The following is a 16,329-nucleotide window of genomic DNA, read 5'->3' on the forward strand; positions in this document are numbered from 1 at the left end:
GATGTATATCACTACATAAACTTAAATTTATTGCTATTTTTAATCTAGATACAAAATTTAAATTTTATGGAGGCATTCATATGGAACATGTATTTACTGAGACTTCTGTGATTGGTGATATTGTTACGAAATTCCCAAAAGCAAGCGACCTTTTCAAATCATATAGAATAGATTTTTGTTGTGGAGGTAACAGACCACTTATCGATGCAATTCATGAGAGAAATTTATCAGTAGAAGAAGTTATAACAAACTTAAATACTCTTTATCATGAAACAAAAGTATTAAATGAATCAAAAATTGACTGGACAACCGCGAATTATAGTGAATTCATTGACTATATTGTGAATAAACATCATCGCTATTTAAATGAAGAATTGCCACAATTAAGTCCATATGTGACAAAAGTACTCCGCGTTCATGGAGCAAATCAGCCTCATTTAGCTCAAATTCACAAGCTATTCCATGAACTAAAAACAGAATTAGAACAGCATATAATTAAAGAAGAAACAGTAGATTTTCCGTTAATTTTAGCATTTGAGCAAAATCCAACTGATGAAAATTATGCGAAATTAAGCAAAGTGGTAGAACAACTGGAAAGTGAGCATAGTCATGCTGGTGATATTATAAAAGAACTTCGTAACATTACGAATGACTTTACTCCTCCAGAAGGAGCTTGCGGTACTTATCGTCTTGTCTATCAACGACTTGCAGCTCTTGAATCCGATTTATTCCAGCACATTCATTTAGAAAATAATATTTTGTTCCCGCGTGCAATTGCAAAGGCTTAAGTACAATCTACAGATATCAAATTAAGGTTCAAAAACAACATTTTTTGATCTTGAACAAATAAAAAATTTCTTAAATAGATACCGCTTATACGTAAAAAATAGAACATAAGCACTTTTTGCTTATGTTCTATTTCTTATGTACTTTTCTGTTACTGATTAAAGTTTAACTTTCTCACAAATATGATTTTTATCACTGCTTCATTTAAAAAATTGATATAACTTTATTATAAGAATATATCTTGAATTATTAAGGAGTTGTATATATGAAAGCGAAAATGATAAAAAAACATTTACAGGAAGTCCCTCTCTTTAAAGAACTCTCAGAAGAAGAACTTCAGCCTATTGTAGATATTTCACAATTACGAATGTATAAGGAAAAATCATTTGTATTTATGCAGGGCGACACACTTGATCGCGTGTTTTTTATCCACTCAGGTAAAGTAAAAATTCAAAAAACAGATGCAGCCGGAAAAGAACAAATTGTTTCTGTACTTCAAGCTGGAGAAATGTTTCCTCATGCTGGCTTTTTCCAAAAAGGTACCTTCCCAGCACATGCTGAAATACTCGAGACTGCACAATTGATCGTTACTCCAATTGCTGATTTCGAGAAAATTTTGATTCAGCATCCTGAATTATGTATTAAAATGTTTAAGGTTCTTGGAGAAAAAATTGTGGATCTTCAGAACAGATTAGAAGAACAAATTCTTCACGATACTTACGAACAAATTATTATGTTATTGCTTCGTTTATGTAGGTCAAATGGTGTAGAAATGAATGGTACATATACTTTAACGACCCAGTTTACGAATCGGGAACTCGCCAATATGATTGGCACATCAAGAGAAACAATTAGTCGCACAATTAATCAGTTAAAAAGAAGGAATTTGATTGCTATTGATGAAAACGGTTATTTCATTATCATTCCAGAAAAATTAAAAGCAGAAGTCTGTGACCCCTACTAAAAACAAATTAAAATAATGCTACTTCAAACCAAGAAGTAGCATTATTTTATCCGAATCTAAACTATAACAAAGCTTTATCCCGCATTAACGGGCAGTAATACTCCCACCTCAAAATTCAGCGACAGCAAAGAGGCTAGGCGGGAGATAAACTGCCCGTAAAAGCCCGATTGGTTCAACTAATAATAAGTGGGGGATGAAGAACCCCCCCCACTTATTAAAGTTTCACTTTATCATAATTGTAGAAAGCACTATCCTTACTACTTCTATATCATGTGCCGCAAAAAGTTCGGTAAGGACGGGATGATGGCACAGGCAGTGTAGCGTACTCATCTTGTTCTGGGGAGTGCGCGTAAGGATTTGAGAGGACAGTAAGAAGACGCTCCATTACGCTGTAATCCCCGCAATTCACTGCTGCTTCCAAGGCTTCTTCTACCCTGTGGTTCCGAGGGATTATCGCCGGATTGCTTTTTCGCATCAATAATTGTGAGGAAGCCTTCGATTCTTCCTGTCTCCCTAGTCTTTCCTGCCACCTTACATGCCACTCGGCAAACTCTGTAGTCTCAAACAAAGCCATATCCTCAAGCTTATCAAAAGTTAACGCACGGAAGGTATTCGTATAGTCCGCACGATACTTCTCCATAATAGTAAGGAGATCTTCAAAAAGGGCTTTATCCTGTACTTCTTCGTTAAATATCCCTAATTTCGCTCTCATTCCCGCAAGCCAGTTAGCATCATACAACTCGTTAAAGTTTAAAATGGCATCCTGGGCCATTCGAATGGCCTTTTCATAATCACTATGCAATAGTGGTAATAAGGTTTCAGCAAATCTTGCAAGATTCCACCCACTAATATATGGCTGGTTGCCATAAGCATAGCGCCCTTGAATATCAATGGAGCTGAATACTGTTTCCGGATTATAAGTATCCATGAAGGCGCAAGGACCGTAATCAATTGTTTCTCCGCTTATAGTCATATTATCGGTATTCATCACTCCGTGAATAAAGCCAACAAGTTGCCACTTTGCAATCAACGAAGCTTGACGCTGAATCACTTCCTCAAGCAGGAAAAGATAGCGATTTTCAGCCGTCTCACCGCCTGGATAATGTCGCTGTAAAGTATAGTCGGCTAAAATTTGGAGCTCTTCATCAGTCCCCCACCGCGCCACATACTGAAAGGTACCAACGCGCAAATGACTTGCAGCCACACGAGTGAGAATTGCACCAGGTTGTTCCGTTTCACGAATGATTGATTCACCGGTTGTCACTACTGCTAGACTGCGTGTAGTAGCAATGCCAAGCGCATGCATTGCTTCGCTAATAATATATTCGCGTAACATTGGCCCTAATGCCGCTCGTCCATCTCCCCTACGGGAGTAAGGTGTTCGACCAGAACCTTTCAGATGAATATCAAACCTTTCATCTAAAGGCGTTATTTGCTCGCCAAGTAGTAAAGCCCTGCCGTCCCCTAACCTGTTAAAGTGCCCGAATTGATGACCTGCATATGCTTGAGCAAGAGGGAACGCACCTTCAGGAATCTGGTTTCCTGCAAGTACTGCTACCCCTTCATCACTTTCTAGTTCCTCGACATTCAATCCCAATGATGTTGCCAACGAATGATTGAGTATAGTCAATTTCGGTGAGCGAACAGGATTTGGACTGAGACTCGAAAAAAACGATTCCGGTAGACGGGCATAACTGTTATCAAAGCTCCATCCTGCTTCTATTCTTTCTTTCTTCGTCATCGTATCACCGTCTCTTATCTTTTTTATATCAGACAAAATTTAAAATGGAGTGGTAATTATGTATTTCTACATCAATACAAAGCAATCCCTTTTAATGTCTACTTCTTCCATTTTATTATACCCTTTCTACAGAAATAAGGAGAATGCAAATTGTCTGTTATTCTGCATATCCGTAACTTATATGTGAAAAATTAAAATGAACTTATGTTGTGTGAACAAATAAGCTTTGATATAGAAGTAAATACCTGTATTTTAAATTATAACTTTCTACATAGTTTCCTAAAAATAGACTTGAATATAAAAAAACATACAAAAACCCCGAACCATAGACTTTTTAACGTCCACGACTCGAGGTATAGTTCAATTAGAAAAAAATTCCATTTATAATTTTCAAATCATATAATACTTATTTTAAATCATCTATCGAAAATGCACCTGGCAACAGTTGTTCAACTGTTACTTCTTTTTCATCACCTTTTTGATTCGTCAATAATACTGGCATTTGCGGGTCACAAAATTCTGCAATAACTTGTCTGCAAGCTCCGCATGGTGAAATAGGTCCATTCGTATTACCTGTTATTACTAAATAACTGAAATCACGTTCTCCTTCTGACACTGCTTTAAATATCGCTGTTCTTTCAGCACAATTACATAAACCGTAAGATGCATTTTCTATGTTACAGCCTGTATAAATTTTACCTTCTTTCGTAACAAGTGCTGCTCCGACAGGGAACTTTGAATACGGAATATAAGCTTTTGATAACATCTTATTTGCTTCTTCAATATATTTTTGTTTATTCATATCAATTCCTCCTCAAAGTAAATGTAATTCTATTAATCAGTAATCACAGTGTAAATTAATTTTGGAGCTTCAGCTTTTTCTGAAATAGAAATATTTTCATAGATTTTCGCTTTTACTTCTTCAACATCTTCGCGATTTGCATAAATCGTAACTAATGGCTCGCCTTCTTTTACAGCGTCACCAACTTTTTTACGTAGCATTAAGCCAACAGCTAAGTCAATTTCATCTTCTTTTGTTGCTCGTCCTGCACCTAGTAGCATCGCAGTAATACCAATTTCGTCTGCAACAATGTTAGATACAACACCTGAAGTTTTAGCTGGAACATCAATTACATATTTCGCTTGTGGTAATTTTTCTGGCTGATCGACAATCGAACTGTCTCCACCTTGATTGCTTAAGAATTGTTTGAACTTTTCAATTGCTTTTCCATTTTTCATGACTTCTTTCAACATTTCACGTGCTTCTTCTAACGTATTTGCTTTTTTAGCAAGTACAACCATTTGGCTTCCTAATACAAGCACCAATTCTGTTAAATCTTCTGGACCTTCTCCTTTTAATGTATCAATTGCTTCTTTCACTTCAAGCGCATTACCAATTGCAAATCCAAGAGGTTGTGACATATCGGAGATAACAGCCATTGTTTGACGACCAACATTGTTTCCGATTCGCACCATTGCATGAGCTAATTCAATCGCATCTTCTTCTGTTTTCATAAATGCACCTGCACCTGTTTTCACATCAAGGACAATTGCATCAGCACCAGCTGCGATTTTTTTACTCATAATAGAACTTGCGATTAATGGAATTGAGTTTACCGTTCCTGTCACATCACGCAAAGCATATATCTTTTTATCAGCAGGTGTTAAATTCCCAGTTTGTCCAATTACTGCAACTTTATCACGGTTTACGATGTCAATGAATTGTTCTTTCGTAATTTCAACGTGGAAACCTTCTACTGCTTCTAATTTATCAATTGTTCCACCTGTATGTCCTAAACCACGCCCAGACATTTTCGCAACAGGTACATCTAAAGCTGCCACTAACGGCCCTAAAACTAATGTTGTTGTATCACCAACACCGCCAGTTGAATGTTTATCTACTTTAACCCCTTCAATCTCTGATAAATCGATCGTTTCTCCAGATTCAACCATCGCCATTGTTAAATCTGCACGTTCACGGTCAGACATATCTTGGAAAAAGATAGCCATCGCAAGTGCACTCACTTGATAATCAGGAATTGTTCCATCTGTATATCCTTTAATAAAAAATTGAATTTCTTCTGTTGTTAGTTCTTTACCGTCACGTTTTTTCGCGATTATATCTACCATTCTCATCTTGATCACCAATCCTTTTTATTTTAATTAATCCTGCTAAACCCTTAATATATTAAGCCAACAATAGCCGCTGATAAAAAGCTTACTAGTGTTGCCCCGAACAGTAATTTCAACCCAAATCTTGCGACAACATTTCCTTGTTTTTCATGTAAACTTTTAACAGCCCCAGCGATAATGCCGATAGAAGAAAAGTTTGCAAATGAAACAAGAAATACTGATAAGATAGCAGTTGTTCTTCCTGTAAAATGAAAATTCCCTTGAGCCAAATTTGTCATCGCTACAAATTCATTCGACACGAGTTTTGTTGCCATGATACTACCAGCGTCAACAGCTTCATGCCATGGAATCCCTACAATAAAAGCAAATGGGGCAAATACATATCCAAGAATTTCTTGGAATGAGATTCCGATTGCTCCTTTAAAAATAGCGTTAATGAAAGTGATTAAAGCAACGAATCCAATTAGCATAGCAGCTACAGTCATCGCAACTTTAAAACCATCTATAATATATTCCCCTAGCACTTCAAAAAAGGTTTTTTTCTCTTCTTCTTGTACTTCTAAAATGTCTTCTTCCTCAGTAACCTCATACGGATTAATAATAGAGGCAATAATAAAGCCACCGAACAGGTTTAACACTAAAGCGGTTACAACATACTCTGGTTTTAAAAGAACCATATACGATCCCACTATAGACATCGACACCGTTGACATTGCAGACGCACATAGAGTATATAATCTTCTTTCACTCAATAACCCTAACTGTTTCTTAACAGAGATGAATACCTCTGACTGCCCTAAAATAGCTGAAGCTACAGCGTTATATGATTCAAGTTTTCCCATTCCATTTACTTTACTTAAAACGAGACCTAGGTATTTCACAATGAATGGCAATACCTTAATATGTTGTAAAATACCAATTAAAACTGAGATAAATACAATTGGCATTAATACGCCTAAAAAGAATGAAAACTCATTTTTATTTGCTAAACCGCCAAATACAAAATTGACACCATCAGCAGCGTATTTTAACAATTGTCCAAATCCATCTGCGATGCCACTTATTAGGATGTTCCCTACGCTTGTATTTAATAGCAAAAATCCTAGAATAAATTGCAGAACAATCATTGTTATAATAGGACGGAATTTTACTTTACTTCGATTATTACTAGCAAGCCATGCGATACCTAAAATAATAACGAGACCTAGAATACCAATTAAGTACTTCATAACATTCTCCCTCCCTTTCGTATCCGCTTACATATTTTTTAAGTGTTAAAGCAATAGATACACTATGCCTTTCAACAATTTGTGTATCTATTACTTGCACCTTTTTAAAGATTAATAAGTACCTGAACCGCTATTTGTGTCATTTAGCACAATTGCAACACTAGCACTTGCTCCAATTCTAGAAGCGCCAGCTTTCACCATTTTCTCTGCATCTTCTCTTGTGCGAACTCCACCAGATGCTTTCACGCCAACGTTTTCTCCAACAGTTTTACGCATTAATGCAATATCTTCTGCAGTTGCCCCGCCAGTTGAGAATCCAGTTGAAGTTTTTACAAAGTCAGTACCAGCTTTTACTGCTAATTGACATGCACGAACTTTTTCTTCATCTGTTAATAAACAAGTTTCAATGATAACTTTTACAAGCGCTTTTCCTTTTGCAGCTTGTACAACTTCATAAATATCCTTTTCTACTAATTCATTATCTCCATCTTTTAAAGCACCGACATTGATTACCATATCTACTTCAGTAGCACCTTTTGCAATCACATCTTTTGTTTCAAATACTTTTGTCTCAGTTGTGTTTGCACCTAAAGGGAATCCAATAACTGTGCAAACATCTACGTCATGCCCTGCTAATTCTTCAGCAGCTAATTTTACCCATGTAGGATTAATACAAACAGAAGCGAAATTATATTTCTTTGCTTCTTCTAAAACTTTCATAACGTCTTCTTTTTTAGTATCCGGTTTCAAAACTGTATGATCAATTAACTTTGCAATGTTCATTTTCTTCACTCCTTATATCTTTTAACAACTTCATTCTAACTCTTGTTTGAACAAATGTAAACACACTTTTGAAATTTTGTTCACAGCTCTAAAAAAAAAGATCTCTCAAATGAATTTTTGAGAGATCTCCTGTTCCTAACCTTTTTGATAATGTAACAATTCTTTTGCAGTATGTTGATCAATAATCAACACATTCGCATATCCGCCTCTTAACGCACCGTCAATTGCCTTTACTTTTCTAGCTCCTCCTGCAACTAGAATTGACCGCTTTTTTAAGCGCAGTTCCTCTAAATCAATGCCAATTGTGCGCCTATTTATTTCCTCACTACAAATATTTCCATTTTCATCAAAGAAACGTGAACAAATGTCACCAACTGCTTTTTCTTTTAATATGTTCATCTCAGCTTGGTTTAAGTAGCCTAATCGGAATAATAAAGCCTCATCCCTAACAGTTCCGACAGTAAAAATAGCTATATTAGCTTGTTTTCCCATCTCAATAATATGATGAATATGTCGATCCTGCTCTACTGATTCCTTTGTCACTGCATTATCAAATATTACTGGAAGAGGGAGATTTCTTGGAGTTGTTTGAAAGGCATCTGCAAATAAGGTTATTGTTTCATTTGCATACGTATTTACACTTGAATGGCTAATGCCTCCTTTTAATTGGACCACTTCCACTCCCTTCACATGCTGAGGAATAATTTTTCTAGAAACTTCATACATAGTCGTTCCCCAACTCACACCAACAATATCACCATTTGTAACGGTCTTCTCCATATACTCAGCAGCAAACTTGCTAATATACTCCGTAATGACCGTATATTCTGGTATTGGAGAAAATACGACATGTGCCTCTAATAAATGATATTTTTCTTTAAGCAGATTTCCTACATTATCTAAATCAGCAAATGGATCAGCAATTTGAATTTGAACAAACCCTTTTTCTTTTGCATACTTTAACAACCTGGAAATAGTCGGCCTTGAAATATTCAATTTATTTGCAATTTCTTGTTGACTATAATCGGATTGGTAATATAACCTTGCAACTTCAACGCTCAATTGTTGTTTTTCTTTATCCATATTCGTTATTTCTAGACCCCTTCCAAACTTATTCTATCTTAATGGCATCATAACATTTCATGTTGTAAAATTCGACTATCTAAATTGGAGATAAAGATATTTCATTTTATAAATTAAATTTGTTGCTACTCAGTACTCTATGAAAAGCCTACAGAAAAGCATCTTTTTAAATGGTCTGAGAAGGACTGGCTATGTATAGAAGCGGTCAGGGCCTTTTCCTGCCACGCGCAACGTTTTAAAACCAAAAAAGGTAGCAATCCTATATGTTGAAAAATAAAAAACACACAATCGTATCATCAAGAATATGATTGTGTGTTTTCATCATATTAATTATTCCCATAAAACATATAACGATAATAGCATCTTTAGAAATCTATCATTTCGTCTCTTTTTTCTATACTAGCATCCTAAAATTTCTTTGAAATAGGATGCCATGGATGAACATTCGCGTGAAATATGTTGTTAGAAACGGCAGGATCACAACTCGCTAATTCTTTAGCTTCTTCAAGACTTTCTACTTCCAAAATAATCATGCCGCCAGTATCATCGATGAAAGGACCTCCAGCTACCACTTTTTCCGTTCTGTGCTGGGCCCAATATACTTTATGTTCTTCTAAATCCTGTTCCCAAATGTGTTTTCCTTGCTCCCAATTTTCACCTTGTGTAAACAAAATAACAAAATAGTTCATTTTCACACGCCCATCTCTATATAAGAGTGAATTTAAGAACACGTTAGAAAGAGTCCGTTTTCTATTGCATTAAACACTATGCTCAATTTGCTCCTTCTTCTCTTTTTTCTTATGTCGTTTCCAGTTCACCAGCTTCCTAACTGTTCCTAGCATACCTGTTGGGAGACCTAATAAGACGATGATATACAATAAGCCAAGAAAAATTGTCCATCGTTCAAAGATTGGATACTGCGAAGCAAGCTCTGATAAATAGTATTTCATAGATTCAATGATTCCTGCCCCTATTATCCCTCCTACTAATGTCCCAATGCCACCGATTGTTGTCATTAATAAAGCATTCAGCGTCATATCAATTGAGAAAACAGTCGTATTTACAAATCGGAGTGTAATAACAAATAATGCACCGCTCACAGATGCCACAATTCCAGCTACCACACTCGCAATTACTTTATAGTGAAGAATTTTATAACCAAGTGCCTCCACACGTTGTTCATTTTGCGAAATCGCTTTCAATACTTTTCCAATTGAAGATTTCGTAAACAGTTGTAGTAATAGAAAAATAATCACTAAACTTATTAATGTTATATAGTAAAATGTGAAGCGATCTCGAAATATATCAGGTACACGAAATGTAAAACCATCTCCCCCATGCGTGACGGTTCTCCACTTTTCAGCGAGCACAAAGATTAATTGAGAAATCGCCAGTGTTAGCATCGCATAAAAGTGACTTTTTAATCGTAAGGAAAGTATACCAATCATATAACTAATAACCGCTGATAAAGTGACTGCTAATATAACCCCCATTAAAAAACTCGATAGTGATGCCTCTTGTCGATCGAATAAGAGTGCGACACAATAAGCACCGATTCCAAAGAACATACAATGTCCAAACGAAACAATTCCCGTATAGCCTAATAGAATATCAAAACTCATCGCGAAGATTGCGAAGATGAAAATTTGTGTAAACAAGATTAACATGCTCCTCGAATCATTTATAAAAGGAAATATTATGAAAAAGAAAAAAACTGCACCTCCAAAATATAAACTAACCCGATTAGATAATGTGTTCATAACAGTCTCACCCCTTTTCACTGACAATTCCTGTTGGCTTAACTAATAAGACAAATAACAGCATTAACATGTTTATCGCAAGTGATAAATCCGGGACATAATAGGCTGTAAAGGCCCCTGCCAAGCCAACAATTAAGGATGCAATTACAGAACCTTGCACACTACCTAATCCACCAATGATTACAACGATAAAAGCTAAAATAGCATACTGCATTCCCATTTCGGCAAAAATAACACCCGAATAAGGCGCAAGAAGAAACCCACCTAACGCCGCCATTCCAGCTCCTAATAAAAACACAAAAGAAAAGATGGCCTTCACATTAATTCCAAGTGCTTGCACCATCTCTTTATCCATTACACCAGCACGAATCATGAGCCCAATTTTCGTTTTCCGAAGTAACAATATAAATCCGATGTAAACTAATACACCGATTAAAATAACAAATAAACGATACTTGATTAATATGATCCCATCAAATGTAAAACTTCCTTGTAACCAATTCGGTAATTTAGCTCCTATCGGATTTGGTCCCCAAAATACTTTTATACATTCACTAAGCACAAGCATGCCACCAAGTGTAACTAACAGCTGACGAACATGATTTCCATAAACAGGACGAATGAGAAACCTTTCTAATATCAAGCCAAGAAACATACCGATCACAATCGCACCAATTAATGCAAACATGTAACTGCCTGTTACATGAAACAGCCACACCCCAGTAAAAGCGCCCCATGCAAATAGCCCGCCATGAGCGAAATTAAGAACGTCCATCAAACCGAAAATGAGCGTTAAGCCAGATGCTAATAAGAAAATAAGCACCCCCGTCGAAACACCATTTACAAATAAATTAACTAACACATCCACATTTTTCACCTCACCTATATAAAGGTTAAGAAATCCCTAAATATTTATGGCACGTTTCCTTATTTTCCTTCAACTCACTCATCGAACCATTATGCACAATTTTCCCATTATCCATAATGTAAAAATAATCACCAATTTGACTGGCCATCATAAAGTTTTGTTCGACAAGTAAAACAGTTGTTTTTTCCTTCATTTTTAAAATTGAGATCATCAGCTTCTCAATCATGATTGGTGACAAACCTTTACTAGGCTCATCAATAAGCAGCAAGCCTTCACTATTGATGTAGGCCCTTGCGATAGCAAGCATTTGCTTTTGTCCTCCACTTAATAACCCACTCTTTTTCTGCCAAAATTGTTTTAAGTCTGGAAAAAGATCCAGCATCCATTCCACTTTGTCATCGGTTTCTTCATTTTTTTTCGTTTGAGCAAGAGCAAATGTTTCTTCAACCGTTAAGTCGGAAAATATCCCTTGATTTTCCGGTACATACCCCATACCTTTTCGAGAAATCATATGTGTTGATAGCCCATTTACTTTCTCACCGCCGAAATAAACAGCTCCGTTAGAAATTGTGTGAAATCCCATAATAGAGCGCAGCGTTGTCGTTTTCCCTGCTCCGTTTCTTCCAAATAAGACTGTAATTGTCCCTTTCTCTACTTCAAAAGAAACACCTTGTAAAATATGAAACTGATCTAAATACGTTTCGATATTATCCACTTTTAATAGCGTCACTATATAATCCTCCTAAATAGGCAGTTTGCACACGCTCATCCTTCATAATCTCTTCTGGTAACCCTTCAGCTAATAACTCCCCTTGAAATAACACAACGAGATGATCAGATAAATGAAGAACCATATCCATTTTGTGCTCAATTAACACAATCGTTTTTTCACGATCATTTTTTATATTTTCAATCACTTGTAGAATAGCGGGAACTTCTTCAATAGAAATACCAGCTGTTGGTTCATCTAACAACAGCATGTCTGTTTTAAGTGCTAAAAGCATTGCAAGTTCCAATTTTCGCTTTTCTCCATGAGCTAAATCTTTTGCAAGTACTTCTTCCTTTTCGTTCAGCAACACAGACTCAAGTAAATGGCGTGCTTCTTCTTGTTGCTGCTTATATCGTGATAATCGCGGGAAGAAACGATAATAATCTTTTGTATAAGACTGTACACCAAGCCGAACATTTTCAAGAACCGTTAATTCTGGAAAAATGTTCGTAAGCTGAAAAGAGCGTCCCATACCAAGACGTGTTCGATCTGGAATCGATAGTTTTGTAATGTCACGTTCCTTAAAATAAATCTCTCCTTTCGTCGGAGAAAGTTGACCACTTAACAAATTAAAAAGGGTAGTTTTCCCTGCTCCGTTTGGTCCAATAACGGAAATAAATTTTCCTTTTGGTATCATCAAATTTACGTCTTTAATAACATGATGTTCTCCAAACGAAACACAAAGACTGCGAGTCTCTAACAATTTCTCCACACTATGTCCTCCTCACAAAGGATTCCTTTATATATACATACAAATTGAAAAAATGACATAAAACCCCTTTCTTTTTAGGGGGACAAGAGCATCTGGCCGTGCGTAGAAGCGGTCATATTTTGTTCTGCATAACAGCAACTTATAAAGAAAAGCGGAAGCGGCTCGCTCAGAATCGCAGGACGCCCACGCACAGGACGGAGAGGCGCTTTTTGCCTCGTCCGAGGGGGTGAAACGACCAGAGATTCTGGCCGCTAGAGTTAGACAATACTTTTGCTGAATTTTGAGGCGGGAGTATTACTGCCCACAAATAGCGGGATAAAAAACTGCCTACAATAGATAATTTGTATATCTTGGTTTTTCTAATTATTCTGATTATTTATTACGAATTGGTGGTTCTGTTTCTGTCATTTTCAATTCCCGTTCTAAAGCTGGAATCGGATAATCAATCCCATCTTGTTTTTTCAATGTAATTGAATAAAGCGTTTGCAAAGCTTGATGATCTTTCGCCCGGAATTTCATTGTTCCTTTTGGTGTTTCAAATTCCATTCCTTCCATTTTCTTAATGAGCGTATCAGCATCTGTATTACCTTTTGTTTTCTTTAAGGCCTCAACGACTGAAATAGCAGCTGACATCCCACCAGCTGTAAACAAGTCTGGAACAGCACCGTTAAATCGTTTTTTATGTTCTTCTACCAACCAATCATTCACTTTATTTTTTGGAAGCGCATGATAATACACTGAAAATCCTTGCATGCCAACTAACGCATCCATCGTTTTTAATGCTGAAATATCAGGTGCACCCGTCGAAACTTTAATCCCTTGCTGTTCCACATTCATATCTTTTAATTGCTTCCACGGCGAATTTGCACCTGCCCAAGCAATAAATAAATACTCAGGTTTTGAGCTTATAATATTTTGGATATTTGCCGTAAAATCAGTAGAATTCGTATCAGCATATTGTTCATTTACAATGTTTGCACCTAACTTCTTTGCTGCATCTTTAAACGCGGCAATCCCTTCTCTTCCGAATGCATTGTCTTGAGCTAGCGTCGCAATCTTCACATCTTTCTTAGCAATTGATGCTGCACCAGCAATTGCATCTTGCGATGAATTTCGTCCTGTTCTAAAAATATATTTATTCCAGTTCTTCCCTGTAATACTATCTGCTACAGCAGGTTCAACAACCATTATTTTTTTATATTCTTCAGCCAATGGTAAAACTGCTAACGTATCACTTGAACTAGATGAACCAACTAAAAAATCTACTTTATCTTCTTCTAATAGTTTTGTAGCCTTCTTAACAGCTACATCTGCTTTTGTTTCCGTATCTTCTACAACAAACTTAATCTTTTTCCCTTCTACTTTTCCTGTTCCACCTGTTGCATAATCCAGACCGAGCTCAAATCCATTTACCGTTTGTTTTCCATACGATTCAAGCGGTCCAGTTAACGAAGCAAGAACACCTACCTTAACTGTTTCCTCATTACTTGTACTTGTTTTCTTTCCAGAACATCCAGCTGATACGAACAGTGAACCAAGTATACAACCTGTACACACCATCTTTAGCCACTTACGTTTTTTCACTGACATCACAATTCCTCCCCTATCATTTACCTTCCTAGAGAATTGAATACACTGAAACGAAACACCCGTAATCATGACATTTATCAACCGCTACATATGAAACAAAATTTCTTGAAGTACCTCTAACTTCTCTAAGATTCCCCAAATCCCTTCCAGTTCTTTTATAAATATTCACTAAGAAAAATTTTATATCTGAAATAAAAAATGGGAATGACTAAAAATAAGTCCTTCCCTCTCTTTTAAAATATTCAGCTGAAAACAACCATAGACAAACCTTACAACTCAGCTTGTTCCAAACTCTCTAGTTCTTTCTTCAGTTTCGCTTTATCTAAATTCTCTCCAATAATTACAAGGTTCGTAGGGAAACCAAAATCCTGTTCCAATAAAGATGGCACTCCGAATGAGTATTGCAGTAAGGTTGGGTATTTATCACCATGAAATTTCACAAATCCTTTTACACGATAAATTCCCTCAGGTAAATTAGAAAGCCACTCGTACAATTTGCCCTGATCAATTGATTTTGTAAATGGATAGGTCATAGTTTGAATATGTAAATGCTGTTTCACATGTAACTTTTCATGATTTTGATCACTTGCTAGCTTTATATCTTCGAAATCCTCTAAAGATATATTACAATACTGTGTTTCATATAATTTTGCATGTTTATTTATTAACGCTACTTCCTCAAAAATCCGTTCCTTCTCTTCATCTCTCAGCAAATCTGATTTATTGATAAGAATATGACTTCCATACTTCATTTGTTCGTTTAGAAGTTGTTGTATGCTTTTACTTAATGTTTCCCGATTTAACCACCTGTTTGCATCTAATACAACAATAATAGACTTCACTTCAATATACGGAGCTAAAATAGGTGAGAGACAAGCATCTAATACTTCAATCGGATGCGCAACTCCAGTTGTTTCTATATAAACCACATCCGGTCTCTCCTCTTGATATAAGGAATGTAACTGAATTTCTAATTCATCTTTCATCGTACAGCAAATACAGCCTTTTAAAAGTTCTCTTAAAATATTTTCTCGTCCTACAATATCTGTATCTACGGAGTATTCACCTATTTCATTCATTAGTACTGCAACTTTTCGATTTTTCTTCTTTTCCGCTAATAAAAGATTTTGAAGCAGCGTTGATTTCCCGCTCCCTAAAAAACCACCTAAAATATGAATTTCTACTTTGTTCATATGTTCGACTCTCCATTTCTTTGTTACTACTTATACTTGCAACTACATGTAAAATACCGTTAAAAAGCGTAATTATTAAAACTTAAAAAGATTACATAATGCCAGTAACAGACACAATAATTATACTTTAACATACTAAAAGGCCACTTTTCATAAAGCGACCTTTTTGCTAAAAATTATTGAATCTATTTTTTATCCCGCTATTTGTGGGCAGTAATACTCCCACCTCAAAATTCGGCGAAAGCATTGTCCAGTTCCAGTGGCTAGAATGTTCGGTGGCTTCGCTTCTTCCTACGAGGTAAAAAACACCTCTACGTCAGAAGCTCCATCCCCCTCACATTCTGGGCGAGCCACTTCCACATTTCTTTGTTGTCCAGCTCTAGCGGCTAGAATCTCCGGCCGTTTCCGCTTTTCTTAAGAAGTTAGGTGGGAGATAAACTGCCCGTTATGGTGAGGGCTGATAATCAGTGGGGAATGAAGAAAACCCCCACTGATTAAAGTTTCACTTTATAGTACGTCATATCCTTGATCTTCAATAACTTCTTTCACTTTCTCCACATCTACTTTTGCTTCATCATACTCTACGTTTACAGTTCCCTCTTGCAAATGTATTTCTACATGTTGCACCCCTGCTAACTCTGAAAGTGCGTTTGTTACTGCCATTTTGCAATGATTACATGTCATTCCTTGTACGTTTAATGTGATAGTCATACTAAAT

At 36.3% G+C, this 16,329-nt stretch carries 16 protein-coding genes; 2 read left to right on the top strand and 14 right to left on the bottom strand.

Features of this window, described 5'->3' with window-relative positions; translation table 11 throughout:
- The first annotated feature begins 80 nt into the window (after nucleotides 1-80).
- Nucleotides 81-788 (top strand): iron-sulfur cluster repair di-iron protein, encoded by a 708-nt coding sequence (gene ric, locus MR076_RS12275; protein WP_242220909.1) that lies wholly within the window; start codon nucleotides 81-83, stop codon nucleotides 786-788.
- Nucleotides 789-1,051: 263 nt separating this feature from the next.
- Complete coding sequence (locus MR076_RS12280) at nucleotides 1,052-1,750, top strand: Crp/Fnr family transcriptional regulator (RefSeq protein ID WP_242220912.1); 699 nt, start codon at nucleotides 1,052-1,054, stop codon at nucleotides 1,748-1,750.
- A 268-nt stretch (nucleotides 1,751-2,018) separates the two neighbouring features.
- On the opposite strand, the gene MR076_RS12285 is transcribed toward MR076_RS12280, so the two are convergent.
- From MR076_RS12285 to copZ, 14 genes are all read right to left on the bottom strand, one after another.
- The gene (locus tag MR076_RS12285; RefSeq protein ID WP_242220914.1) at nucleotides 2,019-3,491 is read right to left on the bottom strand and encodes a protein adenylyltransferase SelO; all 1,473 of its coding nucleotides are present in this window, start codon (nucleotides 3,489-3,491) and stop codon (nucleotides 2,019-2,021) included.
- Between the two features lie 406 nt (nucleotides 3,492-3,897).
- Entirely contained in the window at nucleotides 3,898-4,293 is a 396-nt protein-coding gene (locus MR076_RS12290; protein WP_242220916.1) for a cytidine deaminase, read from the bottom strand.
- A 32-nt stretch (nucleotides 4,294-4,325) separates the two neighbouring features.
- On the bottom strand, nucleotides 4,326-5,627 hold the full coding sequence (locus MR076_RS12295; protein ID WP_242220919.1) for a pyrimidine-nucleoside phosphorylase: 1,302 nt from the start codon (nucleotides 5,625-5,627) through the stop codon (nucleotides 4,326-4,328).
- Between the two features lie 44 nt (nucleotides 5,628-5,671).
- A complete protein-coding gene (locus MR076_RS12300; protein ID WP_242220921.1) occupies nucleotides 5,672-6,853 on the bottom strand; it encodes a NupC/NupG family nucleoside CNT transporter in 1,182 nt (393 codons plus the stop codon).
- A gap of 111 nt (nucleotides 6,854-6,964) precedes the next feature.
- Nucleotides 6,965-7,636 (bottom strand): deoxyribose-phosphate aldolase, encoded by a 672-nt coding sequence (gene deoC, locus MR076_RS12305; RefSeq protein WP_242220923.1) that lies wholly within the window; start codon nucleotides 7,634-7,636, stop codon nucleotides 6,965-6,967.
- 135 nt (nucleotides 7,637-7,771) lie between these two features.
- Nucleotides 7,772-8,719, bottom strand: a complete 948-nt coding sequence (locus MR076_RS12310; RefSeq protein ID WP_242220925.1) for a sugar-binding transcriptional regulator — start codon at nucleotides 8,717-8,719, stop codon at nucleotides 7,772-7,774.
- 407 nt (nucleotides 8,720-9,126) lie between these two features.
- The gene (locus MR076_RS12315) at nucleotides 9,127-9,408 is read right to left on the bottom strand and encodes a YciI family protein (RefSeq protein ID WP_242221050.1); all 282 of its coding nucleotides are present in this window, start codon (nucleotides 9,406-9,408) and stop codon (nucleotides 9,127-9,129) included.
- 69 nt (nucleotides 9,409-9,477) lie between these two features.
- A complete protein-coding gene (locus tag MR076_RS12320) occupies nucleotides 9,478-10,386 on the bottom strand; it encodes a branched-chain amino acid ABC transporter permease (protein ID WP_242220927.1) in 909 nt (302 codons plus the stop codon).
- A 100-nt stretch (nucleotides 10,387-10,486) separates the two neighbouring features.
- A complete protein-coding gene (locus MR076_RS12325; protein WP_242220929.1) occupies nucleotides 10,487-11,347 on the bottom strand; it encodes a branched-chain amino acid ABC transporter permease in 861 nt (286 codons plus the stop codon).
- 25 nt (nucleotides 11,348-11,372) lie between these two features.
- Nucleotides 11,373-12,077, bottom strand: coding sequence for a branched-chain amino acid ABC transporter ATP-binding protein (locus MR076_RS12330; RefSeq protein ID WP_242220931.1), 705 nt, complete (start codon nucleotides 12,075-12,077; stop codon nucleotides 11,373-11,375).
- Nucleotides 12,055-12,828: an ABC transporter ATP-binding protein gene (locus tag MR076_RS12335; protein ID WP_242220933.1), complete on the bottom strand. Its 774-nt coding sequence runs from the start codon at nucleotides 12,826-12,828 to the stop codon at nucleotides 12,055-12,057. Before MR076_RS12335 ends, MR076_RS12330 begins: the two co-directional genes overlap by 23 nt.
- 372 nt (nucleotides 12,829-13,200) lie before the next feature.
- Nucleotides 13,201-14,418, bottom strand: a complete 1,218-nt coding sequence (locus MR076_RS12340; RefSeq protein WP_242220935.1) for a substrate-binding domain-containing protein — start codon at nucleotides 14,416-14,418, stop codon at nucleotides 13,201-13,203.
- 269 nt (nucleotides 14,419-14,687) lie between these two features.
- On the bottom strand, nucleotides 14,688-15,611 hold the full coding sequence (locus MR076_RS12345; protein WP_242220937.1) for a CobW family GTP-binding protein: 924 nt from the start codon (nucleotides 15,609-15,611) through the stop codon (nucleotides 14,688-14,690).
- Between the two features lie 507 nt (nucleotides 15,612-16,118).
- Nucleotides 16,119-16,322: a copper chaperone CopZ gene (gene copZ, locus MR076_RS12350; RefSeq protein WP_242220938.1), complete on the bottom strand. Its 204-nt coding sequence runs from the start codon at nucleotides 16,320-16,322 to the stop codon at nucleotides 16,119-16,121.
- Nucleotides 16,323-16,329 lie beyond the last annotated feature (7 nt).

This window comes from Bacillus cereus group sp. BfR-BA-01380, from assembly GCF_022663535.1.
Classification (GTDB): domain Bacteria; phylum Bacillota; class Bacilli; order Bacillales; family Bacillaceae_G; genus Bacillus_A; species Bacillus_A cereus_BB.